This is a genomic window from Alicyclobacillus acidoterrestris, from assembly GCF_022674245.1.
Lineage (GTDB): Bacteria > Bacillota > Bacilli > Alicyclobacillales > Alicyclobacillaceae > Alicyclobacillus > Alicyclobacillus acidoterrestris.
This window is the reverse complement of the sequence record NZ_CP080467.1, coordinates 15001-36423: the sequence shown is the minus strand read 5'-3', so window position 1 is coordinate 36423 and position 21423 is coordinate 15001. Positions and strand designations below refer to the sequence as shown.

General features: G+C 51.2%; 36 protein-coding genes and 1 tRNA gene. 7 read left to right on the top strand and 30 right to left on the bottom strand.

Annotated features, from left to right (window positions below):
• Nucleotides 1-79: 79 nt before the first annotated feature.
• The 23 genes from K1I37_RS00235 to K1I37_RS00125 all read right to left on the bottom strand — a co-directional run bounded on the left by K1I37_RS00235 (nucleotide 80) and on the right by K1I37_RS00125 (nucleotide 10374).
• On the bottom strand, nucleotides 80-829 hold the full coding sequence (locus tag K1I37_RS00235; RefSeq protein ID WP_021297452.1) for a LysM peptidoglycan-binding domain-containing protein: 750 nt from the start codon (nucleotides 827-829) through the stop codon (nucleotides 80-82).
• A 132-nt stretch (nucleotides 830-961) separates the two neighbouring features.
• The gene (locus tag K1I37_RS00230) at nucleotides 962-1783 is read right to left on the bottom strand and encodes a hypothetical protein (RefSeq protein ID WP_021297453.1); all 822 of its coding nucleotides are present in this window, start codon (nucleotides 1781-1783) and stop codon (nucleotides 962-964) included.
• Complete coding sequence (locus K1I37_RS00225; protein ID WP_021297454.1) at nucleotides 1773-2036, bottom strand: hypothetical protein; 264 nt, start codon at nucleotides 2034-2036, stop codon at nucleotides 1773-1775. Before K1I37_RS00225 ends, K1I37_RS00230 begins: the two co-directional genes overlap by 11 nt.
• Before the next feature lie 12 nt (nucleotides 2037-2048).
• Complete coding sequence (locus tag K1I37_RS00220; RefSeq protein ID WP_021297455.1) at nucleotides 2049-2210, bottom strand: hypothetical protein; 162 nt, start codon at nucleotides 2208-2210, stop codon at nucleotides 2049-2051.
• Nucleotides 2207-2395 carry a hypothetical protein gene (locus tag K1I37_RS00215; protein WP_021297456.1) on the bottom strand — a complete coding sequence of 63 codons (189 nt, stop codon included), beginning with the start codon at nucleotides 2393-2395 and terminating at the stop codon, nucleotides 2207-2209. Before K1I37_RS00215 ends, K1I37_RS00220 begins: the two co-directional genes overlap by 4 nt.
• Before the next feature lie 328 nt (nucleotides 2396-2723).
• The gene (locus K1I37_RS00210) at nucleotides 2724-3161 is read right to left on the bottom strand and encodes a hypothetical protein (RefSeq protein WP_021297458.1); all 438 of its coding nucleotides are present in this window, start codon (nucleotides 3159-3161) and stop codon (nucleotides 2724-2726) included.
• A 26-nt stretch (nucleotides 3162-3187) separates the two neighbouring features.
• Nucleotides 3188-3400, bottom strand: a complete 213-nt coding sequence (locus tag K1I37_RS00205) for a hypothetical protein (protein WP_021297459.1) — start codon at nucleotides 3398-3400, stop codon at nucleotides 3188-3190.
• Between the two features lie 12 nt (nucleotides 3401-3412).
• Complete coding sequence (locus tag K1I37_RS00200) at nucleotides 3413-4558, bottom strand: hypothetical protein (RefSeq protein WP_021297460.1); 1146 nt, start codon at nucleotides 4556-4558, stop codon at nucleotides 3413-3415.
• Between the two features lie 13 nt (nucleotides 4559-4571).
• On the bottom strand, nucleotides 4572-4715 hold the full coding sequence (locus tag K1I37_RS00195) for a hypothetical protein (RefSeq protein WP_021297461.1): 144 nt from the start codon (nucleotides 4713-4715) through the stop codon (nucleotides 4572-4574).
• 167 nt (nucleotides 4716-4882) lie between these two features.
• Nucleotides 4883-5080: a helix-turn-helix transcriptional regulator gene (locus K1I37_RS00190; protein ID WP_021297462.1), complete on the bottom strand. Its 198-nt coding sequence runs from the start codon at nucleotides 5078-5080 to the stop codon at nucleotides 4883-4885.
• Entirely contained in the window at nucleotides 5062-5280 is a 219-nt protein-coding gene (locus K1I37_RS00185) for a hypothetical protein (RefSeq protein WP_021297463.1), read from the bottom strand. Before K1I37_RS00185 ends, K1I37_RS00190 begins: the two co-directional genes overlap by 19 nt.
• Nucleotides 5281-5475 carry a hypothetical protein gene (locus K1I37_RS00180; protein WP_021297464.1) on the bottom strand — a complete coding sequence of 65 codons (195 nt, stop codon included), beginning with the start codon at nucleotides 5473-5475 and terminating at the stop codon, nucleotides 5281-5283.
• Nucleotides 5472-5756: a hypothetical protein gene (locus tag K1I37_RS00175; protein WP_021297465.1), complete on the bottom strand. Its 285-nt coding sequence runs from the start codon at nucleotides 5754-5756 to the stop codon at nucleotides 5472-5474. The genes K1I37_RS00180 and K1I37_RS00175 overlap by 4 nt, the downstream gene beginning before the upstream one ends.
• 26 nt (nucleotides 5757-5782) lie before the next feature.
• Nucleotides 5783-5992, bottom strand: coding sequence for a hypothetical protein (locus tag K1I37_RS00170; RefSeq protein ID WP_242215962.1), 210 nt, complete (start codon nucleotides 5990-5992; stop codon nucleotides 5783-5785).
• 246 nt (nucleotides 5993-6238) lie between these two features.
• Nucleotides 6239-6847 carry an ATP-binding protein gene (locus K1I37_RS00165; RefSeq protein WP_021297467.1) on the bottom strand — a complete coding sequence of 203 codons (609 nt, stop codon included), beginning with the start codon at nucleotides 6845-6847 and terminating at the stop codon, nucleotides 6239-6241.
• Entirely contained in the window at nucleotides 6828-7151 is a 324-nt protein-coding gene (locus K1I37_RS00160) for a hypothetical protein (RefSeq protein ID WP_152498836.1), read from the bottom strand. Before K1I37_RS00160 ends, K1I37_RS00165 begins: the two co-directional genes overlap by 20 nt.
• Before the next feature lie 70 nt (nucleotides 7152-7221).
• The gene (locus tag K1I37_RS00155; RefSeq protein WP_021297469.1) at nucleotides 7222-7932 is read right to left on the bottom strand and encodes a hypothetical protein; all 711 of its coding nucleotides are present in this window, start codon (nucleotides 7930-7932) and stop codon (nucleotides 7222-7224) included.
• Nucleotides 7933-8123: 191 nt separating this feature from the next.
• Nucleotides 8124-8285 carry a hypothetical protein gene (locus K1I37_RS00150; protein ID WP_021297470.1) on the bottom strand — a complete coding sequence of 54 codons (162 nt, stop codon included), beginning with the start codon at nucleotides 8283-8285 and terminating at the stop codon, nucleotides 8124-8126.
• A gap of 5 nt (nucleotides 8286-8290) precedes the next feature.
• Nucleotides 8291-8536 (bottom strand): hypothetical protein, encoded by a 246-nt coding sequence (locus K1I37_RS00145; RefSeq protein WP_021297471.1) that lies wholly within the window; start codon nucleotides 8534-8536, stop codon nucleotides 8291-8293.
• A complete protein-coding gene (locus tag K1I37_RS00140; RefSeq protein ID WP_021297472.1) occupies nucleotides 8533-8889 on the bottom strand; it encodes a zinc ribbon domain-containing protein in 357 nt (118 codons plus the stop codon). Before K1I37_RS00140 ends, K1I37_RS00145 begins: the two co-directional genes overlap by 4 nt.
• Nucleotides 8889-9785 (bottom strand): DnaD domain protein, encoded by an 897-nt coding sequence (locus tag K1I37_RS00135; protein ID WP_242215961.1) that lies wholly within the window; start codon nucleotides 9783-9785, stop codon nucleotides 8889-8891. Before K1I37_RS00135 ends, K1I37_RS00140 begins: the two co-directional genes overlap by 1 nt.
• A 90-nt stretch (nucleotides 9786-9875) precedes the next feature.
• The gene (locus tag K1I37_RS00130; RefSeq protein WP_021298572.1) at nucleotides 9876-10151 is read right to left on the bottom strand and encodes a hypothetical protein; all 276 of its coding nucleotides are present in this window, start codon (nucleotides 10149-10151) and stop codon (nucleotides 9876-9878) included.
• Complete coding sequence (locus K1I37_RS00125; RefSeq protein WP_081654296.1) at nucleotides 10117-10374, bottom strand: helix-turn-helix transcriptional regulator; 258 nt, start codon at nucleotides 10372-10374, stop codon at nucleotides 10117-10119. Before K1I37_RS00125 ends, K1I37_RS00130 begins: the two co-directional genes overlap by 35 nt.
• A gap of 140 nt (nucleotides 10375-10514) precedes the next feature.
• Between K1I37_RS00125 and K1I37_RS00120 the strand changes: the two genes are divergently transcribed.
• The 4 genes from K1I37_RS00120 to K1I37_RS00105 are packed head-to-tail and all read left to right on the top strand — an operon-like array spanning nucleotide 10515 to nucleotide 13078.
• On the top strand, nucleotides 10515-10883 hold the full coding sequence (locus K1I37_RS00120) for a helix-turn-helix domain-containing protein (protein ID WP_021298573.1): 369 nt from the start codon (nucleotides 10515-10517) through the stop codon (nucleotides 10881-10883).
• Between the two features lie 9 nt (nucleotides 10884-10892).
• The gene (locus K1I37_RS00115) at nucleotides 10893-11351 is read left to right on the top strand and encodes an ImmA/IrrE family metallo-endopeptidase (protein ID WP_021298574.1); all 459 of its coding nucleotides are present in this window, start codon (nucleotides 10893-10895) and stop codon (nucleotides 11349-11351) included.
• 13 nt (nucleotides 11352-11364) lie between these two features.
• Nucleotides 11365-11955 carry a restriction endonuclease gene (locus K1I37_RS00110; RefSeq protein WP_021298575.1) on the top strand — a complete coding sequence of 197 codons (591 nt, stop codon included), beginning with the start codon at nucleotides 11365-11367 and terminating at the stop codon, nucleotides 11953-11955.
• Nucleotides 11933-13078, top strand: a complete 1146-nt coding sequence (locus K1I37_RS00105) for a site-specific integrase (RefSeq protein WP_021298576.1) — start codon at nucleotides 11933-11935, stop codon at nucleotides 13076-13078. Before K1I37_RS00110 ends, K1I37_RS00105 begins: the two co-directional genes overlap by 23 nt.
• Before the next feature lie 87 nt (nucleotides 13079-13165).
• Here the strand turns inward: K1I37_RS00105 and K1I37_RS00100 are convergent.
• The 6 genes from K1I37_RS00100 to guaB all read right to left on the bottom strand — a co-directional run bounded on the left by K1I37_RS00100 (nucleotide 13166) and on the right by guaB (nucleotide 18727).
• A tRNA-Arg gene (locus K1I37_RS00100) sits at nucleotides 13166-13242 on the bottom strand.
• Nucleotides 13243-13347: 105 nt separating this feature from the next.
• The gene (locus K1I37_RS00095) at nucleotides 13348-13809 is read right to left on the bottom strand and encodes a hypothetical protein (RefSeq protein ID WP_021295503.1); all 462 of its coding nucleotides are present in this window, start codon (nucleotides 13807-13809) and stop codon (nucleotides 13348-13350) included.
• Between the two features lie 160 nt (nucleotides 13810-13969).
• On the bottom strand, nucleotides 13970-15265 hold the full coding sequence (gene serS, locus K1I37_RS00090; RefSeq protein ID WP_021295504.1) for a serine--tRNA ligase: 1296 nt from the start codon (nucleotides 15263-15265) through the stop codon (nucleotides 13970-13972).
• Between the two features lie 189 nt (nucleotides 15266-15454).
• Entirely contained in the window at nucleotides 15455-16027 is a 573-nt protein-coding gene (gene pdxT / locus K1I37_RS00085) for a pyridoxal 5'-phosphate synthase glutaminase subunit PdxT (RefSeq protein ID WP_021295505.1), read from the bottom strand.
• A gap of 103 nt (nucleotides 16028-16130) precedes the next feature.
• A complete protein-coding gene (gene pdxS, locus K1I37_RS00080; RefSeq protein ID WP_021295506.1) occupies nucleotides 16131-17015 on the bottom strand; it encodes a pyridoxal 5'-phosphate synthase lyase subunit PdxS in 885 nt (294 codons plus the stop codon).
• Nucleotides 17016-17269: 254 nt separating this feature from the next.
• Entirely contained in the window at nucleotides 17270-18727 is a 1458-nt protein-coding gene (guaB, locus tag K1I37_RS00075) for an IMP dehydrogenase (RefSeq protein WP_031218052.1), read from the bottom strand.
• Nucleotides 18728-19087: 360 nt separating this feature from the next.
• Between guaB and K1I37_RS00070 the strand changes: the two genes are divergently transcribed.
• The 3 genes from K1I37_RS00070 (at nucleotide 19088) to K1I37_RS00060 (ending at nucleotide 20595) form a co-directional block, all read left to right on the top strand.
• Entirely contained in the window at nucleotides 19088-19354 is a 267-nt protein-coding gene (locus tag K1I37_RS00070; RefSeq protein WP_021295508.1) for a hypothetical protein, read from the top strand.
• A 150-nt stretch (nucleotides 19355-19504) separates the two neighbouring features.
• Nucleotides 19505-19798: a hypothetical protein gene (locus K1I37_RS00065; RefSeq protein ID WP_021295509.1), complete on the top strand. Its 294-nt coding sequence runs from the start codon at nucleotides 19505-19507 to the stop codon at nucleotides 19796-19798.
• Nucleotides 19799-19971: 173 nt separating this feature from the next.
• Entirely contained in the window at nucleotides 19972-20595 is a 624-nt protein-coding gene (locus K1I37_RS00060) for an NUDIX hydrolase (protein WP_021295510.1), read from the top strand.
• A gap of 50 nt (nucleotides 20596-20645) precedes the next feature.
• Here K1I37_RS00060 and K1I37_RS00055 read toward each other — a convergent pair whose 3' ends face one another.
• Nucleotides 20646-21143 carry a CBO0543 family protein gene (locus K1I37_RS00055; RefSeq protein WP_021295511.1) on the bottom strand — a complete coding sequence of 166 codons (498 nt, stop codon included), beginning with the start codon at nucleotides 21141-21143 and terminating at the stop codon, nucleotides 20646-20648.
• Nucleotides 21144-21423: the final 280 nt, after the last annotated feature.

Sequence of the window (21423 nt, the reverse complement as noted above, 5' to 3'; positions counted from 1 at the left end):
AAAGAGGTTCACCCTCTCTATTTGCGTTTCTTGAAGCGACCGTTTTTATCGCGTGGTGGAGTCTTCTTTCTCTGTTTCTTCATACCCACAACACCTGACCTACATAAATTTTGTTTGGATCTTCGATGCTATTTACGCGCTGTAACAAAGCAACCGTGACCTTATTTGTCAGAGCCAAGTTAGACAGTGTATCTCCTGCATGCACTGTGTGCGGAATCGGGAGCAATAATTTCTGTCCTGCATCAATCTTGTTTGCATCCGGAATGGCGTTATAGCGCTGCAGTACGCCCAGCGGGATTCGATATTCATCAGCGATGCCTGACAAGGTTTGACCCGCTTGCACGGTGACTGATAGTTGTTCTGGACGGGCGGTTGGCACATTCGCATACCATCCTTCTATGACCGTGTTATTGTAAGCATCAATAATAAGTGAACCGGGGCCACGTCCGTCATCATAATGACTCGTAGCCCAATTGCTTTCCCCGACGAGCTTTGCCATTTGCTCGACATTCCCGTTACACGCTTTCAGTTGCTCTAGATCGAGTGTCAGCCATTTGGTCGGGCCGACCGGGATTGCAAGCTCTGTAGCCCACGCTTCGAGCCCATCTTCCCAAGTCCCATATGTCACAACATGGTTCGGCTGAATGTTTACCGCGCCACGAAATACACCGTCAGACGGTAAATTTGATCCGCTATATGAAATGTTCGCAAAGTTATTGTCCTGCGGTAAATTCTCACCGTTCTCCGCATAAAACCAAGCGCAAATAAAGCGACTTGGTAACCCTGTTTTTTGTGCACCTAAATCTGCGACTTCTTTTAATGTCGTCAAAAGAATTTCCCCCTTAAAATCAGTGATTCGGCGACGTTCACACCTGCGATAAATGCGAGACACAATAGACAAGTGAGGATACCGACTGATGCGGCAATTACGCGAATATCAATCATGCCTAATTGACCGTTCCTAGACTGTTGGCAAACCATTTGCTTTTGCCCAGGTATTGTATTCGGATTTTGTGATTGCACCGCTGGCCAAATTCTTTTGAGCGATGCTCTCCTGTTGAGACATTGGGGCGGATGCTCCCCCGGTAATCTGCACCGTTGTACCCTCTGTGTCCGTATACGTGCTTGTTTGATATCCGTTCGACGCCGTACTAACGATTTGTGTGCCCGGATTGGATCGACTTGCAGAAATCAACGTCGATGAATCAGTCGTCGTTGTATTGATGTTCTTGCCTGTTGAACCAGGTAGAACATTTCCTGCACTTACTGTCGCATTGGATAATCCGCTCGTATTCAACTGATAACTCACGCTCCCGCCTGATGGTGTAGATGCTGACACAAGTGTTGGTGTCGGTGTAACAGGTAGACTCGTTGGAATCGTCGGCGCTGCTGGAACGGTTGATGTAACCGGCGTGGTCACGGGCGCCGTACTTGTTGTGGTAGACGTCCCGGTTCCTGTCGCCGTGCTTGTGCTTGTCCCTGTGCCCGTTGCAGTCGTCGGATTCGTCTGCATCATTTGCGATAGAAGACTCTGGAGGCTCGCTGTGCTGGCCGCCTGGTTCTGCAAAAGCATAGCTTCCATGTCCGCCATATCATTTGAATCAGATGTTCCCGATGAATCGGTGGTCATTGGCGTTGAATCAGTCGTATTCGCAGAACTGGAACCGCTGAGGCCACCATTCGCAAATGCGCGAATAAAGAAGAAGACGCATAGGCCACCGCCACCAATCAGCACAACCTTCATCATCGGGCTCATTTTTTTCCAAGCCGCTTTAATATCCATTTGGGTTCACCGCCTGGATATTCGGAGTCCTTACCGCCCTAGCACCGGTTAAAATATTTGCGCTGTTTACCATGTATGTGACAGGCACAGCGTGAACCGGCATCGCCCCAAAATGGGGCGTAGCCGCGACCGCAATATTAAGCGGTGCATCGACGCGACCGACAGGAACATACATGTCGCCTCGGTTCATTTCCGTATAATTTTGCTTTTGGAGGACTGATATCGCGTTTTGCTGCCCGAACGGGTTTAACATCGATTGCCCTCCTTACCTGCCCTGCAGATCAGTGACCATCTTGCCTGAGCCACTAAACAGGCTGCCTAGAATGCTTGTCGCACCCTTTGAATTATTGAGGATGAGATACAAGGCGATGAGCACGAGCATTCCGCCTATAATCCCCCATAGGTCATGTACCCGAAATGCACTCAATTTTTCGTGCCCCCTTTGAAGAAGATAGGTTGAATCTTTGACCAGTTAAGGATCACCATCGAGAGCAACAGGACACCGAGGAACAGGTTAAACATCGTTCTCGCATCCCCGCTCGCATTCTGTGCGGTGATCCAAAAGATAATCGCGACGGTGGCGATACCAATGGCGTTAAATTGCGTATTCACGATTTCACCACCGTTAGGAATGCCTGGAATCGTTTAGACGTCACAAGCCAGATCGCGATAATCATGATGAGAAGGGTAGATGCTGTTTCATTCACGTCTTCATCCCCCTAGTTCGTCGGGCCCCATGCGCCAGGCGCATATCCAGTACCTTGACCGGCGCTCGTCGGGCTACCTGGATTAGGCGGAGCACTTCCAGATGAACCTGCCGATGAGGATGTGGTCGGTACCTGGCCCGTAATCAGCGCGCTAAATGCGGCCCCCATTTTTCCCTGGACAGATAGCCAGATGACCACAATCCCTATCACGACAAGTGCAAATCCGAAGGCTCTCATTGCTTACTTGCAGGGCTCGGCATATTCATTTGCTCAACCTTCTGCGCTTCAGCCGTGAGCTGAGATGCTCCACCCTGAATAATGGTGCTAGCCGCTTGCTTTTCGGCAATCGTTACGAACTTCAAATTGCCGACGAAAGCGACAATCTGTGGAACTACGATCTGCAAGTACACGAGCACCATGACAGCGACCGCATAGTGCAAGGTTTGAGCAGAAAATAGCGTCCCACTTTTGAGTAAACTGAGACCGCCAAGCGACGCGAAAGCTGACCCGATTTTGCCCATTTGGTGCTGTAGTCCCTTATGCACGTTCAGCACAATATCGAGACCTGCGAGTATCATCAGCGCCCAAATCAATGGACTGAAAATGTGATCCATCCAACTGATGCCGAATATGACGAGTGCACCCGCACCCTTAATTGCGTTAACGCCCACCCTAATTCACCTCTTATTTGGACCTCTTATTTGGTTTTGGTACTTCCTGCCTTCATCAGGCGACCGGCAATATGCAAACCATAGATGCCAGCCATGAACGCCGCGATCACAATCACCACTTGCAGACCGGTTGAGGCAACAGCCTGGTGACTTGGAGATGCCGCATGGCTTGTTTGCTGTGTTTCGTTACTCGTCGGCGCAAAATTACTCATGCTTTGTTTCATCTCAACCGTGGTCACTGTTTAGCCCCCTTAGAAACCGACAGGCGACAGCGCTTCGGCATAAGTAACAATCTTTGCTGGGCTTGCAACACTCGTAGAAGCACTGACAGCGATTTGTGTTTGCAGGCTAGAGAATGTTGCGCCGTTGATGGCCTGCGTGTCGTTTGGATTCGTCGGATCGTTACCTGACCATAAATCGAAGATGAACACGCCGGTCTTGAGCGGATTCTTGTACAAGTCGAGCATTTCCTCGAAATAGTCCTGCAGGGAAGCCGGCGTCGAGTAGTTAAACTGCGGGTAACCAGGCGTAAGATCCAACTCGAAGTTGGTGACTCCAGAACTATTTGGGGCGCCCGTGCCGTCAATCACAATGTGATAGAGACGCAGATATGTGAATGGGTTCGGGAACTTACATGGCGTCAAAGAGCCAGCGCCCACAAAAGAAACGGTATTTTCCTGCACATTCAGGATTTGACCGATAGTAGGTGTCGGCAAAGTACCGCCGCCGCTAACAGCGGGTGCCGTGAAATACTTGATATTCGGTGCTACCCAGCTTGCCGCCGTCGGCGTAATCTGTGCGGATACACCGGAACCACCGTAGAGCGGGCTCATGTACTGGTCATTACTCCAAAGCTGGCTAGCCAATGTGAGGCGCACTTTACAACGCGTCGAGGCACTACCAAGCGGGAGCAAACCGACAACAGAACCATGCTGCATTTCCAGCGGGATTTTCAGGCCAAAACGCCAGGTATTCGTTTCCGTACTTCCGGCAGCCGCCTGAATTGGAGGAACACTGTAAGTTGTACCTGAGACATAGCTCGGATCGGTCGCTGGCCGGTTTTTCGGGTCTTGCTTGGTGCTGATCATCTCGCGTAGGTAATAGAACAAACCGTTTACACGCTGGAAGGGACCACCGCCAAGAGAAACCTCAACTGCGCTAAAGATGTTGTACGGTGCGAATGGGCTCATGCTTGGTGCTGACCCGCCAGAAGCAACCGTGATATCCACGTTCAGCAAACAGGTCAAGTTAATTGCCCGCGCCCAGCCAGGCACACTATCCAACTCGATGTCCACGACTTGACCTGCGTACTGGACAGGTACCTGTGGCATTGGATAGTTGCGTTTCAAAGCAGAAAGTACAAATTGGTCATTTGCAGAAAGCTGTTGAGTCGCCAATGTTCAACCCTCCTTAAACGGTTTGGACTACGTTATCAAGCGTAGACGTGATGGAATTTGGAAACTTGTTGGCGATTGCCTTTGTCGCGATTTTCAAGAGGAATAACCCAACTGCGACAATCAAGATGAGTTTGATGATTGGTAGGAATCGGCCCATTTCGCGATTCTGCCTCCTTTTTCACGCATCTGCTAACATTTGGTAAAGATGCGTTTGAGGAGTTTATAATCCGGTTATGAAATTACGTGAATACATGAATACGTATATACTGAAACAGGCCACACCAACGGTGTGACCTGTGCTATATTCATAGGTTTAGTTGTTGGTTATAGCCAGCGAATCATCTCAACAGTCGTCCCGAATGCCTGAGCAATATCTATGGCTGTCGTTACCTTCGGAGTATGTACACCTCTTTCCCACATCCAAAGTTGCTTCTGGTCATAACCAGATCGGCGTGCTAATTCAGTTTGACTCCATCCCATATATTCGCGCCATTCGCGAATCGTCATCGGTTGATCCGGCATTCGACATTCCCCATTTCTGTCATGACTCTGCAATCAAAGAACCTTGTTTTAGCTGTACTTCTACGCAGAATTTTGATGGCTTTTCGTTCCCATCTTCCTTGTAATTCAGGAATCTGCTCGCCTTTTTCATCACACACAGCAACGATGCCATTGCGGAATATAAACACGTCCATTACTCGTTTACCCACGCGCTTTTTCATTCACTCTTCCCCTTCATGCAACCATTCGGTGAGCATATCCCTTAATTCTTTCACTGTTGTCCTATCCAGTTTTGCTCTCGGTTCCCCATAGACATTGAAATACAAAATGTCTTTCCCTCTAACGTCCTCAAACACGAACAAACCATATGGCTCAAGCATCGAAGAGAAGTGTCGATATCGTGGACTATCGCTCATTCACTCACCCCCTCTGGAATCCATTTGATGCCCTTTGTAATGTGCTTTTCTCCAAGTACATCCCATTCCGCTTTAACAATGCAGGGATGCCACTCTCCAAGCTTTATATCGTTCTTCCAGACTTCAACCCTATCGTCATCGAAAGAATGTACAGAGCCTAGTAAACTTTCGATTGATGTGAAATAACTACGAGATGCGCAGACGATTGCATAATCCGAATACTCGCCCCAAACGTGAATAAACACGCAACCATCTCGCTGCTGTTGTATCAGTTCATCCATGCTAATCACTCGCCCCCTGACGCCGCCTAGCGACCGGCTACCGAAACATGTGCATCACTGGCAAACGCATCATCATCACCAGAGAAACTAGATGAGCTTGAGACATGCGGAGTCGTCACAACCGTCGATCCATGTGACGTCGAATTTGAACCTGCACTGGTACCAAACGGTGCCCAGATGAAAACTGCCACCATAGCGGCAACGAACATAGCGATAACACCCAAGAAAATTTTCATGTTTATTCAGCCTATCCCTCGACAACTTTCCATGTAATCCGATTTGTGGACGGGTCATGGGTCATCTCATAAGTGAATTGTTCAGGCATGCCCGGAAATACTTGAGCAGTCGGTTTTTTAAAGAAACTCTTATAGGACAAAATCCAATGAGGAAGCACAATACAGGTAGCAATACCGTCTAAAGCCGCAACAATTTGAATCCAAAATGGAATATGCATTATTTAATCAATCCTCTCTCATCATTACCTAACTCAATGGTATTGGCGGTAAAATCACTGGCTCCGTCATACCTAAACGCTGCGAATAGTACCCAAAGTGATAGGGAGGCAGGTGGCGAAGGATATCCCATTTAACCCCCGTAGCACCTTCCAGCTTCTTTCTATCGCTCTCCAGCTGGGTATAAGCAATGAAAATGTGTTGGGCCTCTGATATCGTGAAATTCGGCACCATGACAGGGCGCTGGGCGCAGGTGATTGACCCCACGCCGAATGTTCTGCCCGTCTGATAAATTTGCTCCAAATGGCCGCTCCAACGATTTTCATCCGCATGGTTCGGCAACTCGTCGAAGTAGAACAGGATGTTCCCTTGTGTCCAAAGCTCGAGTATATCGTCCCACTTATCAAATCCAGTTGGGCGCTTATAAAACCGTGCGATATGAGTAACACCGTCCCGTAACTCACCATCAATTTTGCGTTGCCAATTCGGATATTCACGCAGCAAACCTTTGTCCGGTTTGCTATTCAAGATGATTTTTTTACGATTTCGCATACTCTGGAAAATCCACTTGGCAATTTCACTTTTGCCTTGTCCTGTACCTCCGAAAATGGCGGTTCGGTCATTCGACCGAAATTCCACCTTCGGAACCCTGAGCGATTGTTGTGATTGTGGATTCCTCTCTATGCGACCCTTGTCCCTCACTTGCGTCCTGATTCGACCTGTCGTTGCCATTGATGACCCACTCCAATCTTGCAATTACCATGTTCAAGAAGTATTTCACCTGGTCTGGGGGCAGCTGCCTGATATATGTCTCCACGTTCGGATCTTCCGCAATTTTGTCCAACATAGGCTGAATCTGACCTGTCATTTGCTGAATCTGCGCAAGTGGCCCAAAGCCAGGTAACATGTTCACCATCGAAACAAGTCCGACTATTCTACGCACAAAGGCATCGTTAATCCCGATTTGCGATAGGATATCACGGGCCACAATTGCGGCCCGTTCGTGCACGGGGTCAAGGGACGATGTACTTGTCGACTGGGGCAACTGCATCCCTGGTTGGGTTGGGTTGAGATGCGGCTCCATAGTCAATGACGTAGGGGTTTGCTCCACTAGCGTTATCCCGTGCGCTTCCAGCGCCGTTTTGAGGTACTTGTCCATGCTTTTCCTGCTCCTTCTGCCGCTTGTCTTCGGCCTTTGCTTTCATGACACGGATTGTTAAAATCCAACGCGTCGCATAATCCCAAATAAGTCTTCCCCACGAGCCCGCCGCGCTGACCGTCTTAATACCATGTGCAACGGCTGGTATACTCGCGGCCCATTCATTTACCTTCGGATGAATCCCATTGGCTATCTCAATGAAAAATGACTCTTCCTGCGCCCATAGTTCGGGAATGGTCAACATCCCATGTAGTTTGTATGCTTCGCGCAAGAACACTGCCAACTCGTCCGGCGTTATGACGTCCGGTGTCGGCATCATGGCCGCTTCTTCTTCCATGCCTGCGGCCAGCACATCCTTGACCGGATTCATCTCATCCTCATTCGCGTCATGACTCGTAAAATCAAATTGCACCGGCGTTGTTTGCACGGAGGATGGGGGAGTCGTAGGAACTTCCGGCACAGTTGCTTCCGACGCAGATGGTTGCTTCGGCTCCTGTACCAGCTCATCTCCCGTTTCTTGTACCTTTGGTTCGTCAATTTGCGCATTGCTGGTCGCTCGGGGCATCTGATTTACTCCTTTCGATTACAATCCATTTGCATACGTGAAGCGTGGGATATTGCATCCCTTCGTCTAAGGCCTCCAGAATCGCGTCTGAGAGGCGTTTGGCATAGAGTTGATAATTTATACGTCCACCGTCACAAAACTCGCGGGAGGCGGCTTCTGTGCGCTGTCGAAGCTTGTCTAAGATGACATGCTCACTCACCATCAGCAGCACCCTCAGCTTGATAAACCAACTTCCCCAACCGACCATCACGCTCGGGTATCATCCCATTTTCGATGTACCAACGTGCAGCATCCTTGAGTTGCTCATTTTCCTTCTGCAACTGCGCGAAAATCGAAATCAAATCCTGTTCCATAACGTTCACCCTTTCAATGTTTTAAACAACCCAAAATCCGTCTGAATCAGCGTCACTTCGCGCATAACCCGTCCACATTTGTGACAATGAACCACGCTCACCACTTCCCCTTCTGCCTCGATTACGCGCCATTCTCCGTCCTTTTTACACAGAAAGTGGTGCAAAGGCAGGGACTGTGAGCGATATCGTGGGTGCCGCTTATCCCCAGGTATAGCGCGCACATCAAACAGATACTTCTGCTCAACGCTCATGACAGCAACTGGTCAATCCAGCTTCGCTTCTCCACCGACTTGCTGGATGTATCCTTACTACCCGTCTTTTCGACAGGTGGAGTAGACGTAGATACTTGCACATTCCCTTTTCCACGCTGCGGATTTGTTCCAGCCGCCTTCTTCTCGGCATACTCCTTGTAGTAAGCCTGAATCGCGGCTTTTTGCTCTTCCGTAGCAGGCCATGATGTCTTACAGTTCCGGCAAACAAAGCGCAATGTCGGCTTCGTCATATGGTCACCACGCCGATATACGTTGTGTAATCTACTGCAGTTCGGGCACTGCACCGCTGGCCGTCCCGACGCGCTGAAATGTAAACCCTCTGTCACACTCATCACTCTTTCCCACCCATCAGTGCGTAGAATGTCGCGTACCTCTCATCTCGATTGTGCGTAGGTACCGTATTGGATGTCAGGGGACGGTCTATCTGGATGCTCGATGCTGCTTCTGCCTCAGCTACCGTATGTATCCCCTGGTCTCGAAGTCGCTTGATAGTTCCAACTGCATATCCAACATGCTTGTTTGCTTGTGCCGCTCTTTGGAGTGACCAGAGGATCATGTCATCGGATGTCCCACTCTCTTGCAGAGCAATGAGCGATGCAACCGACCCTGGATTTACACTCCCCTTCCCTAGCGTCGAAATAATCATGTCTCGCAAGTGATCATGATCATGATGATTACTAATGTTTTGTTTAGTTTCGTTTAGTTTAGTAATACTGCCCAAATGACTGTCGATTTCGACAGTCAAGTTGGGACTCAAACTATCTTGACTGCCCACTTGACTGACCGATTGACTGTCGATTTCGACACTCAAGTTGGGAGCCAAACTATCTTGACTGCCCACTTGACTGACCGATTGACTGTCGATTTCGACACTCAAGTTGGGAGCCAAACTATCTTGACTGCCCACTTGACTGACCGATTGACTGTCGATTTCGACACTCAAGTTGATAGTCAAACTCCTCATGTAGTACACGGGAGCCTGCCGACCAGGTCTTTCTTGATAAACAACTAAACCCATTTCATGCAATCTTTTACGCTTCTGAATGAGCATTTTCAGACTAAGTCCGGCCTTAGACTGAAGCACCGTATTGGCTACAGTGAATCCATTTTTCCAGCCCGTCTTATTCCAAACGGTCATTAATGCATGCCAAAGTGATATGCATCCACTATCCAGCTCATGGGTTTCCAACCAGTCGTAAAATGCCTTTATCTCAAGCAGGTAGTTCACGCAATCATCTGCCTTGTTTTTCGCCAATCTGACGACTTTTTTACCAACAAAGTGAGCATATTCGACAGAAGATTTGCGTAAAAAATCGGCCTATCTCGTGCTAACCCGTTCAAATCGCATCACCACCCTCGGGCGAACCGGACGGATTTTACGTACTTTGGTTCTATCCGCAATCGGCCGGCCTTCAAACCATTCAAAGAATGGGTCGCGAGGTATACACTTAGCGTTCCCGACGTACCGCACAGGGAACCATCCCTGTGCTTCCGCCTCCCGAATCAGGTCATATGCCTGGTTGATGCCAATGCGAAGGATATTCTTCACATCCTTAGGCTTAAGGGTTACAGGATAATCTGCCCTGTCTTGCATCTGATTCACCCTCCTCATAACGAGACATATAGCGAACAGGGATAAACAGCTCGTTAACCGTTGAATTGTACAAAGATGCAATTTCTGTAGCGCGTTTCGCGGTAACTGATCGCTTGGCTCGCTCAATATCAGACAAGTACCCAACAGATATACCAAGCTTGATTGCTGCTTCCTCAACACTTAAACCAATCTCAATTCGCGATTTTCTGACCGATTTAACCAAAAAATTTTCACCTCTAATCTCAATTCGCGATTACTGTATTTGAATCTTATATCGCGTTTTGCGATTAGTCAACGCTTTTCGTGATATGTGTTCCAATCGCAAAATGCGAAGTTATAATTCTCTTGGAGGTGATAGAAAGATTGAATACGTTCGGAGAACGATTGCGCGAACTAAGGAATAAAAGGGGACTTTCAGCGAAGGAAACGGGAGCTATCTTTGGCCTTGCACAATCAACTATCTCAGGATATGAAAGCGGCGATCGACAACCAGACTTCGATACAGTATTGGCGATCGCAAAATATTTTGGAGTATCCACGGACTACCTACTGGGAAACAAGAGAGAAATTGAAAGTGCGGATTTAACTCCTGAAGAAGCAGAGTTATTAGAAGAACTTAAAAAGGAAGCCGCATTCTACGACTTTCTCGATGCTGATGAAGATAAGAAAAGAGAAATTATTGAGGGATTGAAACTAATAATCAGGGGCGGCCTATATAAACGGGACAAGTGAGACGAAAGCATGCAGATTCAAACAGAGAAGTCAGTTGAGGATTGGTACAATCGCATAGGCGTTCGAGCTCCAGTGAATTTGGAGTCCATTTGTGCTGATATGAATGTGATCATACATCGCGCCCCTGTTCCAGGCGTTGCTTTATGCGAATCGAAAATCATAGTACTGGACAGTCGGTTAAATTCTATCCAATCGCGCGAGCAGCTTGCTCATGAAATGGCTCATATTCTCTTGCATTGTGGCGGACAATGGTACCAAAACCGCATCTATATACAACAGCAAGAATGGCAAGCGCGCAACCTTGGTCTCATTCTTTTAGCGCCAATACACCTTTTAAGAGAAGAAATAGGGCCAGGAGACTCGATATATACGTTGCTACCTTTTCTAGCAGAAAAGTTTCAGATATCCGCCTCTTCTCTTAAATTTAGACTTAACATACTTGCTGGCGCACTGACGTTGGCGATGTAAGGAGGCAAATGTAATGCCATTCATCGCTATACCGATTTTCATTTTACTGATCGGATTATTTTGGAAGACATTTTTACCAGTCGCTCTCGTTCTGTTCATTGCCACATCGCTATTCATCGGTTGGTTCATATATTTAGGATGGAAATCAAAGCGAAGAGAGCGTCAAGAAGAAATCAGGAAAATACGAAATTTAATGCAATCTAGAATTCATGAGATTGACGAAATGACTGGAGAACAATTCGAAGAGTTTATGTATTTCTTCTTTCGAAAAAGTGGATGGGATGTTAAACGTACACCTCATTCCAGTGATTATGGAGCTGATTTATTAGTGAAGTCTCCTCAAGGAAAAACGATATGTATCCAGCTCAAACGATATTCTAAACCTGTTGGTGTATCTGCAGTTCAAGAAGTCATTGCAGCATCAAAATATTATAAAACAGATGACTCAATGTTGATTACCAATAGTACGCTTACCAGAAATGCTGTAAGATTGGCGGCTGAATCCGACGTCCATGTTTGGGATAGAGAAAGGTTGATTTCTCAACTTGCATCGGAAAACTTAAAAGAAATGAGGGAAACAAATGGCAGCGGGACACGTTCGTAAAAGAGGCAATAAATGGGCCGCAGTCGTCTTCCTGGGCCTCGATGGGCGCGGAAAGCGCAAGTACAAGTGGTATAGCGGATTCGATACGAAAAAGGCCGCACAGGCCGAATTAAACCGAATTCTGCATGAGATGAACGAAGGTACATATGTAGTGCCCGTGAAGTCTACGATGGAAAGCTACATGTTGCGCTGGCTAGAACATGTGCGCGACAGAGTTAGACCAGGCACATATCGACAATATGAGTGGCTGACTATGCAGCACATTATTCCGCACATAGGCCGGATTGCGCCGGACAAGCTTCAGGCTGAACAGGTTCAAAGATTATATGACGGACTTTTGCACGGGGATAAGCCCCTGTCAGCCCGTTCAGTTTTGCACCTTCACCGCGTTTTGCACCAAGCAATGGGTAGAGCAGTGAAATGGGGCATCGTCGCACGCAATGTTTGTGAGGCGGTTGAGCCACCGCGTCCCAAAAAAGTTGCCATCGAATTTTGGGAAGAGGCTGAGCTGACTGAGTTTTTACGAGCTGCCACCAGCTCACAGCACTATATTGCATTTCTACTTCTCGCATCGACCGGGATGCGAGTCGGCGAAGTGCTAGGACTACGATGGGATCGCGTTGACCTCGACAAAGGGGTTATAAGCGTTGAAGTGTCATATTCGTATACTGGCTCTGGTTACGAGTTAGAAGCGCCCAAAACAGAAGCCGGGCGCCGTAGCGTAGATATTTCTGACGGTGTTGTTGCTGCCCTTCGTGCCCATAAGTCTAAACAGGCAAAACTACGACTCAAGTTAGGGGAGAAGTGGGAAGATAATAACTTGGTTGTGGCTACAGGAACGGGACGCTTTGTACTGGGTCATAATCTACGCAAGTCATTCAATGTGGTAGTAGAGCGAGCCGGTTTGAAACGGATACCGATGTACAACCTACGCCACACGCATGCAACAATTATGCTGCGCCGTGGTGTCCATCCTAAGATTGTACAAGAGCGCCTTGGACACTCGGATATCAGCGTGACGCTGAATACGTACAGCCAAGTTATACCCGGATTACAGGCTGCGGCCGCAAATAGCTTAGACGACCTTTTCTCGTCAATTCAAACACCGATTTCAAAAGCGTGATTTGCAATTGATTTGCAATTTGCACGTTTGAATTAAAAAACGCGATTCTCAGTTCACCTGAAAACCGCGCCGTTACTGGGTTTCTTATGGCGCACCCGAGAGGATTCGAACCTCCGACACATGGTTTAGGAAACCACCGCTCTATCCTACTGAGCTACGGGTGCACATCGTCAATGCCTTAATATTCTACCGTAACAGCCCACAAATTTCAACCATTTTACGCTTTTTGGAAACCAGATCCACGTACCACGCGCACCACGCCCTATACCCTACCTCGTCCCCCCGCCAAATGGCAGCATGCCCTTCAGCATCCCGAGCTCACAATCGGCCACATCAATCACCACCGCGCCATTGTGGCACGAGAAGTCCCTGACCTTGAGCTGTATCTTGAATGGCGAGAGAATCGTCGGCACATGGAGTTTGAGGACCTGACGCAGGACCTCAAGGCCTTGCGGGGCGTCCTTGACCGCTTCCTGGAGGGAGCGTTCGACAATGGAGGCCGGGATGGGCACAAGCATGCGGGCGGAGACTTCCACGGCGACCTCTTCGCGCTCTTTGTAGCTGTGCGGACGCGCGATGAAGTCGATATTCCACATGAGGAACTTGAATTGCCCGTAGATGCCGTCGTCGCGAATTTCGACGATGCGGAGTTTGACGTCTGGGGCGAACTCTTGGAGCATTCGATTGATGTCGTCGGCTGACAACTTAATGGTGACCTGCGAGATGCGCATAGCTTCCTCCTGTAACGGTGACCGCCCGGGTTGGCTGGCGGCTGGATGAAACGTTGGACTGAAGCCGGGTGGCTGGCACATCGGGTTTATGTGCCCTGGCCAGCCAGGTGGCTCCAATCAGTCCTATCCTGCTCCATCGCGGCAGCTGTTAAGCCTTCATTTACGCCTTCACGGATGCGGCCGCTGAAATGACCTCGATGCCGCCCATGTATGGGACGAGGGCTTTTGGGATGCGGACGGATCCGTCAGCTTGCTGGTTGTTTTCGAGGATAGCGGCGACGGTCCGGCCCACCGCCAGTCCTGACCCATTGAGCGTATGCACAAACTCGGGCTTTGATGACTCGTCCGGGCGGAAGCGCAGATTGGCGCGGCGCGCTTGGAACTCCTCGAAGTTGGTGCAGGAGCTAATCTCGCGGTACGTGTTGGACGCTGGAATCCAGACCTCCAGGTCGTACTTCTTCGCGTCTTTGGAGCCGAGATCGCCCGTGCAGATTTCGATTTGCCGGTACGGCAATTCGAGTGCCTCGAGGACGTCTGCGCAGTCTCGTGTCAACTGTTCGAGCATCTCGTAGGACTTGTCCGGGTGGACGAGCAACACGAGTTCGACCTTCTGGAACTGGTGCAGGCGGATGAGGCCGCGGGTGTCTTTGCCAGCTGATCCCGCTTCCGATCTAAAACAGGAGCTGTAGCCCGCGAACTTGGTCGGGAGCTGGTCGGCGCTGAGAATCTCGTCGCGATAGTAGTTGGTCAGCGGGACCTCCGCGGTTGGGATGAGATAGTACGGCAGCCCTTCGAGCTTGAACATCTCGTCGCCGAACTTCGGCAGGTTGCCCGTGCCCACGAGGCTCTCCTCGTTCGCGATGAACGCCGGGAACATCTCGGTATACCCGTGCTTGTCCGTGTGCAAATCGAGCATAAATGCCGCCAATGCGCGCTCCAAACGGGCGCCGAGGCCTTTGTATAGGACAAAGCGCGATCCGGTGATTTTCACCGCCCGCTCGATATCGAGGATGCCGAGGTTTTCGGCGACTTCCCAGTGCGGCTTTGGCTCAAAATCGAACTTCGGCAATTCGCCCCATGTGCGGATGACGGGGTTGTCGTCCTCGGACGCCCCCTCTGGCACGGAGTCGTGCGGCACGTTCGGGAGGCTGAGCAGAATCTCGCGAATCCGCTCGTCTTGCTGGCGGATGATGTCGTCCAGCTCCTTGATGCGGTTGCCGACTTCTTTCATCTGCGCGATGTCGTCGGTCGCGTCCTCGCCGTTCTTCTTCTTGCGCGCAATCGCCTCCGATGTGGTATTGCGCAGATTTTTCAGGCGCTCGGTCTCCGTCAGGTTGGCGCGCCACGCCTCATCGGCGGCCAAGAGTTCGTCAATCACGGCCGGATCGACCTTCTTACGGCCGAGCTTTCGCTTGAACTCGTCCGGCTGTTGCCTGATGGCTCGAATATCTAACATACGTGCACCTCGCATTCGTTCGGATGCGGCGTCAATCCATCCGTCCCATTCGTCAACCTGTGAATGACGCCAAGCTGTTCACAGCATAGCACAACAGCATTGCCTGTATAACAACAAACCGCCCCCGCACATCGCCACACCGCGCGCGATGGGCGCGGGAATGGTTTCCGTGCGAAAGGGCGGTTTCCTTTACGATCGCTTTGCTAAACCCAAGAAATACGCGTGCAGACGCAAGTCGCCCGTGAGTTCTGGGTGGAAGGACGTCGCCAAGAGATTGTCTTGTTGCACAGCCACAATGCGGTCTTGATATGTGGCCAGCACCTCCACGCGCTCGCCGACAGACTGAATGTGCGGCGCGCGGATGAAGACAGCCGGATACGGTTCTGGGCCGAGGACGGGGACGTCGAGATCGGCTTCGAAGCTATCCTTTTGGCGGCCGAAGGAGTTTCGGTTCACTTCCACGTCCATCAAGCCGAGATGGTTGGTCTCCTCCCCGACAATGCGGTTCGCGAGCACAATCATCCCCGCACACGTACCAAATATCGGCTTACCTGCACTCGCCAAATCGCGAACGGGTTGCAGCAAGTCGTACTCGCGCATCAGTTTGCCAATCGCCGTGCTCTCCCCACCGGGAATGACCACAGCTTCGGCGCCGTCCAATTCGTTTGCGCGGCGCACCTCGACGGCGTCTGCGCCAAGCTCGCGAAGCACCCGAATGTGCTCGCGAAATGCACCTTGAACCGCGATTACGCCAACTTTCATCCGAACAGACCCCTTTATCTATACTCTAGACCCCCGCAGGGCCCGTCTCCCCGGTGCGAAATGGCACTTAGGGTGAGAGCGACCATGCGGGACAAAACGCAGCTTACCAGCCGCGTGAAGCCATTCTCTCCTCTGGGCGGAGGGTGTTAAGATCAATACCAGTCATCGCCGTGCCGAGGTTCTTCGACAGTTCGCCGATGAGCTCGTAATCCTGGTAGTGCGTCGTCGCCTGCACGATAGCGCGGGCAAACTTCTCCGGGTTCTCCGACTTGAAGATACCCGAACCGACGAACACCCCGTCAGAACCCAGTTCCATCATCAGCGCCGCATCGGCCGGCGTCGCAACGCCACCAGCTGCAAAGTTCACGACAGGCAACTTGCCGGTCTCGTGAATCTCGCGAAGGATATGGAGCGGTGCGCCGAGGTTCTTCGCCTCTGCGTACAACTCGTCCTCCGACAAGCTCTGGATGTGGCGAATTTGCATTTGCATCATGCGTTGGTGCTTCACCGCTTCGATGATGTTGCCCGTACCCGGTTCGCCCTTCGTGCGAATCATCGACGCGCCCTCGGCGATACGGCGAACCGCTTCACCCAGATCCTTGGCGCCACAGACAAACGGCACAGTGAACTTGGACTTGTCCACGTGGAACTTGTCGTCCGCAGGTGTCAGCACTTCGCTCTCGTCGATGTAATCGACGCCCATCGCTTCGAGGATGCGCGCCTCGACAATATGACCAATGCGGCATTTTGCCATCACAGGGATGGACACAGCCTTCATGACTTCTTCAATCACAGTCGGATCCGCCATCCGCGCCACACCACCGGCTTTGCGGATATCCGACGGAACGCGCTCTAGCGCCATGACCGCAACGGCACCAGCCGCTTCCGCAATTTTCGCCTGTTCGGCATTGATGACGTCCATGATGACGCCGCCCTTTTGCATCTCAGCCATGCCGCGCTTGACGAGATCAGTACCTGTCTTCGCCACAACGAACTCCTCCTATCGATACGGGGCCCAAATCCGTGCACCCGGTAAAACTTAAGAATCCTACTCTAAATTGTATTATAACTTTAGGTGGATGCAAACTACCTGGTTGACTTCTCCCACAGAAGGCGCGTGCCCTTCACCTATAAACACGCTGGTGGCCGCCCCCAAAGCCCGCTCCAGCGAGCAGCCTGAAGCTCATTCAGGCGGGGACGCCCACCACCAAAGTCATTGTTCAAATGTGGTCTACAGGTACCTTAGATAGAGTAATTCGGCGCTTCCTTGGTAATCTGCACGTCGTGCGGATGGCTTTCACGCAAGCCTGCCGAAGTAATGCGAACCATTTGGCTCTCATTCTGCAGCTTCTCAATCGTCTCTGCGCCTGCGTAGCCCATGCCTGCGCGCAAGCCGCCGACCATCTGGTATAGAATCTCGCTGACCGGCCCACGGTATGCGACGCGGCCCTCAATGCCTTCCGGCACCAACTTCTTCGCCTGTACTTCCCCGCGCTCGCCGCCCTGGAAGTACCTATCCCCACTACCAGCCTTCATCGCGCCGATGGAGCCCATGCCGCGATACACCTTGAACTGCCGACCTTGATAGATTTCGATCTCGCCCGGACTCTCCGTCGTCCCCGCCAGCAAGCTACCGATCATCACCGAGCTCGCCCCGGCCGAGATGGCCTTCACGATGTCGCCGGAGTACTTGATGCCACCGTCTGCGATCACTGGAATACCAGCTTTACGCGCCACCGTGGCACTGTTGTAGATAGCCGAAATCTGCGGTACGCCGACGCCTGCGACGACGCGTGTGGTACAGATGGATCCCGGTCCGATACCGACCTTCACCGCATTGACACCCGCGTCGATGAGCGCCTGTGTCCCTTCTGCCGTAGCCACGTTCCCCGCGATGATTTGCAGGTCTTTGTACTTCTTGCGCGCCTCGCGAACCCCCTGCAGCACGCCTTCCGAATGGCCATGCGCCGTGTCGATAACCAACACGTCAATCTGCGAAGCGACGAGGGCCTCAATTCTGTCAAAAAAGTCACCCGACACCGTCACGGCGCCCCCGACGAGCAGACGACCTTGTGCGTCTTTCGCCGAATTCGGGAAGCGGCGGGCATTTTCAATATCCTTGATGGTAATCAGTCCGCGCAGGTTGCCGTCGCCGTCGACGAGTGGGAGTTTCTCAATCTTGTTCTTCTGGAGGAGTTCCTTCGCTTCCTGAAGCGTGGTGCCGACAGGTGCGGTAACCAAATTGCCCTGTGTCATGACTTCGCCAATCGGACGGTCGTAGTCTCGTTCAAACCGCAAGTCGCGGTTGGTGATGATACCGACCAGGCGCTGCGTGCCTTTTTGGACAATCGGCACACCGGAGATACGGTACTTCGCCATCAGTTCCTCGGCATCGCGAATCGGGTGTTCAGGCGATAAAAAAATGGGATTCGTAATGACCCCACTCTCCGAACGCTTCACTCTGTCGACTTCTTCCGCTTGCTCCTCGATGCTCATATTTTTATGAATGATGCCAATGCCGCCTTCACGCGCCATCGCGATAGCCATCGTCGCGTTGGTCACTGTATCCATTGCCGCACTGATAACGGGGATGTTGAGTCGAATATCGGTCGTGAGTTTTGTGCTGACGTCAACATCGCGAGGCAGGACTTGTGAATGAGCGGGCAACAGAAGTACGTCGTCAAACGTAAGACCTTCCATTGCAAATTTCGTTTCCCAGGCGTTTGCCACGTATTTCCCTCCTCTAAGATTTGGATAGCCGACACGGCCATTACCCCACCATGTGCCTGTCCAAGCCGAAAAATATTGAATGCAGTATAGCAACGCCCTATAGGGGTGTCAACGGAGAGAGTCGGCGCCATAGCGCAGTCCTGCAAACCGACACACTTCCGTCATAGAGACAGAATCGTTGTATTTCTCGAACACACCGTAGCAGTCTGACCCAGCTTCCAGTATTATGAGGATTTAGAGTGCAGTTTATTTCAGCGCTGTAGGACAAAGGCGCATAGCGTAAACGCGTCGGCGCTGCATAGATATCAAGAGATCGGAGTGTGAGCACAGATGTATCGAAATGGTCCACCGCAATCCACAAACGGCTTCGCCGTCGCTGCGCTAGTGGTCAGCTTGATTGGCTTTGTTCTTTGTTGGATCCCGCTTCTCGGCATCCCGATTGGCCACATCCTTGGCGTCATCGGCTTAATCCTAAGCATCATCGGGATGGTGCAGGCGTCTAGAATCGGGTATGGATCCGGCATGTCCGTTTTCGGGCTGATTCTTTCGATTGTCACCCTCGTCCTCAAGTCCATCCCCCTCATCAACTTGTTGTAAACCAAATGAATCCACCAAACGGTTGGCAAACGACCGGCCGAGGCGAATGGAGGATAGCCCGACCCCATAGCGTTTAGGCTGGTGTTTGTACGTTTCCAACCCGGTTTGCATTGTCTAAATGGATGGCACACATAGGAGGAGGTTATCCGAGTGGTTGTCATCCTCAATGTAAAAGTCACGGGAAGTGCGGAAATCGTGGTGAGTGCGGGGAGCAGTAGTGATCCAAACATCGTCATCGCAAATCTCCTCGGCACAACCGTCGCATCTGCACTCGAAAAAATTCTGGCGAGAGGCTATGTACTCTCATTTGTCACCGAGAACATGTTTGTATGCGCTAAACCACAACTGCCAAGGGGCCAACGTGGGCACAATGTCACCCTATTTGGCCAAAGCCAAAGGGCTCCAAAAAAGTCAGCGCAGCAGCCGCCGCAACGCAAGCGATAGATCGATTCAACGAAGCACCTGTTATCTGCAGGCGCAGGCGCAGGCGCACACCTACTCGTGTTTGGCACGCGCGGCGTCTTGTTCCTGGCAACGCACACCCCATCAGCGCTACAATAGACGCATACAGGACTACAGGACATCGAGACGTTCTACGTAGTGCGCTGGAGGGTAACATGACCGAGTGGATTGATATTTATAGCGAGGATTTTCAGCATATTGGCACTGCCACACGCGAAGAAGTTCATGCCAAGGGATACTGGCACAAGACATTTCATTGTTGGATCGTCATGCAACAAGAGGGTGTCCCGTACATCGTCTTACAAAAACGTCACCCCAATAAGGACACAAATCCGAACAAGCTCGACGTCAGTTGTGCGGGCCACCTGTCAGCAGGCGAACAAGTATCCGATGGCATCCGCGAACTCCGCGAGGAACTCGGTATCGACGTGCCATTTACGGCTCTGTCCCCACTCGGCATCGTCCATGTCGCAGCCCAAACGGAGAACATCCGCGACTTTGAAGCCTGCCACATTTTCATGCACGTCACGCCGCACGCCCTCTCCGATCTCCACCCACAAACCGACGAAATCTCCGCCCTCTACCTCGCACAACTCACGGATGCGATTCAACTCTTCCGTGGCGAACAGCCGTCCATCCGCCTACATGGGTACACCGTGATCGACTCTGCCAAACGAACACCGTCGGAAATCGAAGCCCGACTCGAGGACTTCGTCGCGCACACGACAGCGTATTACACCGACACGCTTAAAGCCATCCAAACGCAATTGTGTCCGTAACGCCGGACTCCCCTACCGAAAGTAAGCGTTCTCTTCAGACTTCTCCGCCTCTACATCGGCACCTTAAAAACGATGATGAGAAACACCGGTATAGGGGCCGACAGCAGATAGCAGATAAGCGGATGCTGCGAATGTAACCGCATCATCGGAATCATCATGGCACTGAATAGTACGGAGTACAACCACCGCCAGCCGTGATCGTATTGCATCACACCGATGTAATGGAGCACAGTCTCAGCAACGACATACATCCCGACAAACAGCGCCGTCCATGCAACCGCCTTCCATCGCCCGCGCGGAAACCGCGTGAGGTAAATCAGCAATGTCGACGCATATACGACAAGCGGAGCCAACTCGGCACCCGTTTCACTTGTAAACGTCGGCACCGGCACATGCCGCCAAAGGGGATAGTCCCTGGTAATGTAGCAATATGCGATATCTCCCAATAAAAAATACAGAATAGTGGCTTGATATTTTCTCCACTGCCGCCAATCCACCCACTTCCAGGCAGCTATCATCCAAATCAACATCGACAGATAATAGGCCATACTTCTAACCACCAACGATCCGCTGATTTCAAATGCCTAGCTATTGTGAGTAATCAATCTACAAATTATCCACGCCCCACAAAATGTCTGCCCTAGTAAAGTTACTGTTTCATCCCCCTGGCGCAACGCCCGAAACCCGTGAATCCATGGGTAAATTGGAAAGGGCAAGTCTCGCAATCTGTCGAATCCTGCTGAAACCTAGCGAAACGCACACGCTGGTACTGGAGCGGGCTGCGCGGGGTGGCATTGGAGGCGGCGGGCTGGCGCGAGCGGGCATAGC

Excerpts from the sequence above, each read along its gene's own strand:
- K1I37_RS00230 (WP_021297453.1), bottom strand. The coding sequence starts at position 1,783 with ATGGATATTAAAGCGGCTTGGAAAAAAATGAGCCCGATGATGAAGGTT.
- K1I37_RS00225 (WP_021297454.1), bottom strand. The coding sequence starts at position 2,036 with ATGTTAAACCCGTTCGGGCAGCAAAACGCGATATCAGTCCTCCAAAAG.
- K1I37_RS00195 (WP_021297461.1), bottom strand. The coding sequence starts at position 4,715 with ATGGGCCGATTCCTACCAATCATCAAACTCATCTTGATTGTCGCAGTT.
- K1I37_RS00190 (WP_021297462.1), bottom strand. The coding sequence starts at position 5,080 with ATGCCGGATCAACCGATGACGATTCGCGAATGGCGCGAATATATGGGA.
- K1I37_RS00185 (WP_021297463.1), bottom strand. The coding sequence starts at position 5,280 with ATGAAAAAGCGCGTGGGTAAACGAGTAATGGACGTGTTTATATTCCGC.
- K1I37_RS00180 (WP_021297464.1), bottom strand. The coding sequence starts at position 5,475 with ATGAGCGATAGTCCACGATATCGACACTTCTCTTCGATGCTTGAGCCA.
- K1I37_RS00175 (WP_021297465.1), bottom strand. The coding sequence starts at position 5,756 with ATGGATGAACTGATACAACAGCAGCGAGATGGTTGCGTGTTTATTCAC.
- K1I37_RS00170 (WP_242215962.1), bottom strand. The coding sequence starts at position 5,992 with ATGAAAATTTTCTTGGGTGTTATCGCTATGTTCGTTGCCGCTATGGTG.
- K1I37_RS00155 (WP_021297469.1), bottom strand. The coding sequence starts at position 7,932 with ATGCCCCGAGCGACCAGCAATGCGCAAATTGACGAACCAAAGGTACAA.
- K1I37_RS00150 (WP_021297470.1), bottom strand. The coding sequence starts at position 8,285 with ATGGAACAGGATTTGATTTCGATTTTCGCGCAGTTGCAGAAGGAAAAT.
- K1I37_RS00145 (WP_021297471.1), bottom strand. The coding sequence starts at position 8,536 with ATGAGCGTTGAGCAGAAGTATCTGTTTGATGTGCGCGCTATACCTGGG.
- K1I37_RS00140 (WP_021297472.1), bottom strand. The coding sequence starts at position 8,889 with ATGAGTGTGACAGAGGGTTTACATTTCAGCGCGTCGGGACGGCCAGCG.
- K1I37_RS00130 (WP_021298572.1), bottom strand. The coding sequence starts at position 10,151 with ATGCAAGACAGGGCAGATTATCCTGTAACCCTTAAGCCTAAGGATGTG.
- K1I37_RS00115 (WP_021298574.1), top strand. The coding sequence starts at position 10,893 with ATGCAGATTCAAACAGAGAAGTCAGTTGAGGATTGGTACAATCGCATA.
- K1I37_RS00110 (WP_021298575.1), top strand. The coding sequence starts at position 11,365 with ATGCCATTCATCGCTATACCGATTTTCATTTTACTGATCGGATTATTT.
- K1I37_RS00105 (WP_021298576.1), top strand. The coding sequence starts at position 11,933 with ATGGCAGCGGGACACGTTCGTAAAAGAGGCAATAAATGGGCCGCAGTC.
- K1I37_RS00095 (WP_021295503.1), bottom strand. The coding sequence starts at position 13,809 with ATGCGCATCTCGCAGGTCACCATTAAGTTGTCAGCCGACGACATCAAT.
- serS (WP_021295504.1), bottom strand. The coding sequence starts at position 15,265 with ATGTTAGATATTCGAGCCATCAGGCAACAGCCGGACGAGTTCAAGCGA.
- pdxT (WP_021295505.1), bottom strand. The coding sequence starts at position 16,027 with ATGAAAGTTGGCGTAATCGCGGTTCAAGGTGCATTTCGCGAGCACATT.
- guaB (WP_031218052.1), bottom strand. The coding sequence starts at position 18,727 with ATGGAAGGTCTTACGTTTGACGACGTACTTCTGTTGCCCGCTCATTCA.
- K1I37_RS00070 (WP_021295508.1), top strand. The coding sequence starts at position 19,088 with ATGTATCGAAATGGTCCACCGCAATCCACAAACGGCTTCGCCGTCGCT.
- K1I37_RS00060 (WP_021295510.1), top strand. The coding sequence starts at position 19,972 with ATGACCGAGTGGATTGATATTTATAGCGAGGATTTTCAGCATATTGGC.
- K1I37_RS00055 (WP_021295511.1), bottom strand. The coding sequence starts at position 21,143 with ATGGCCTATTATCTGTCGATGTTGATTTGGATGATAGCTGCCTGGAAG.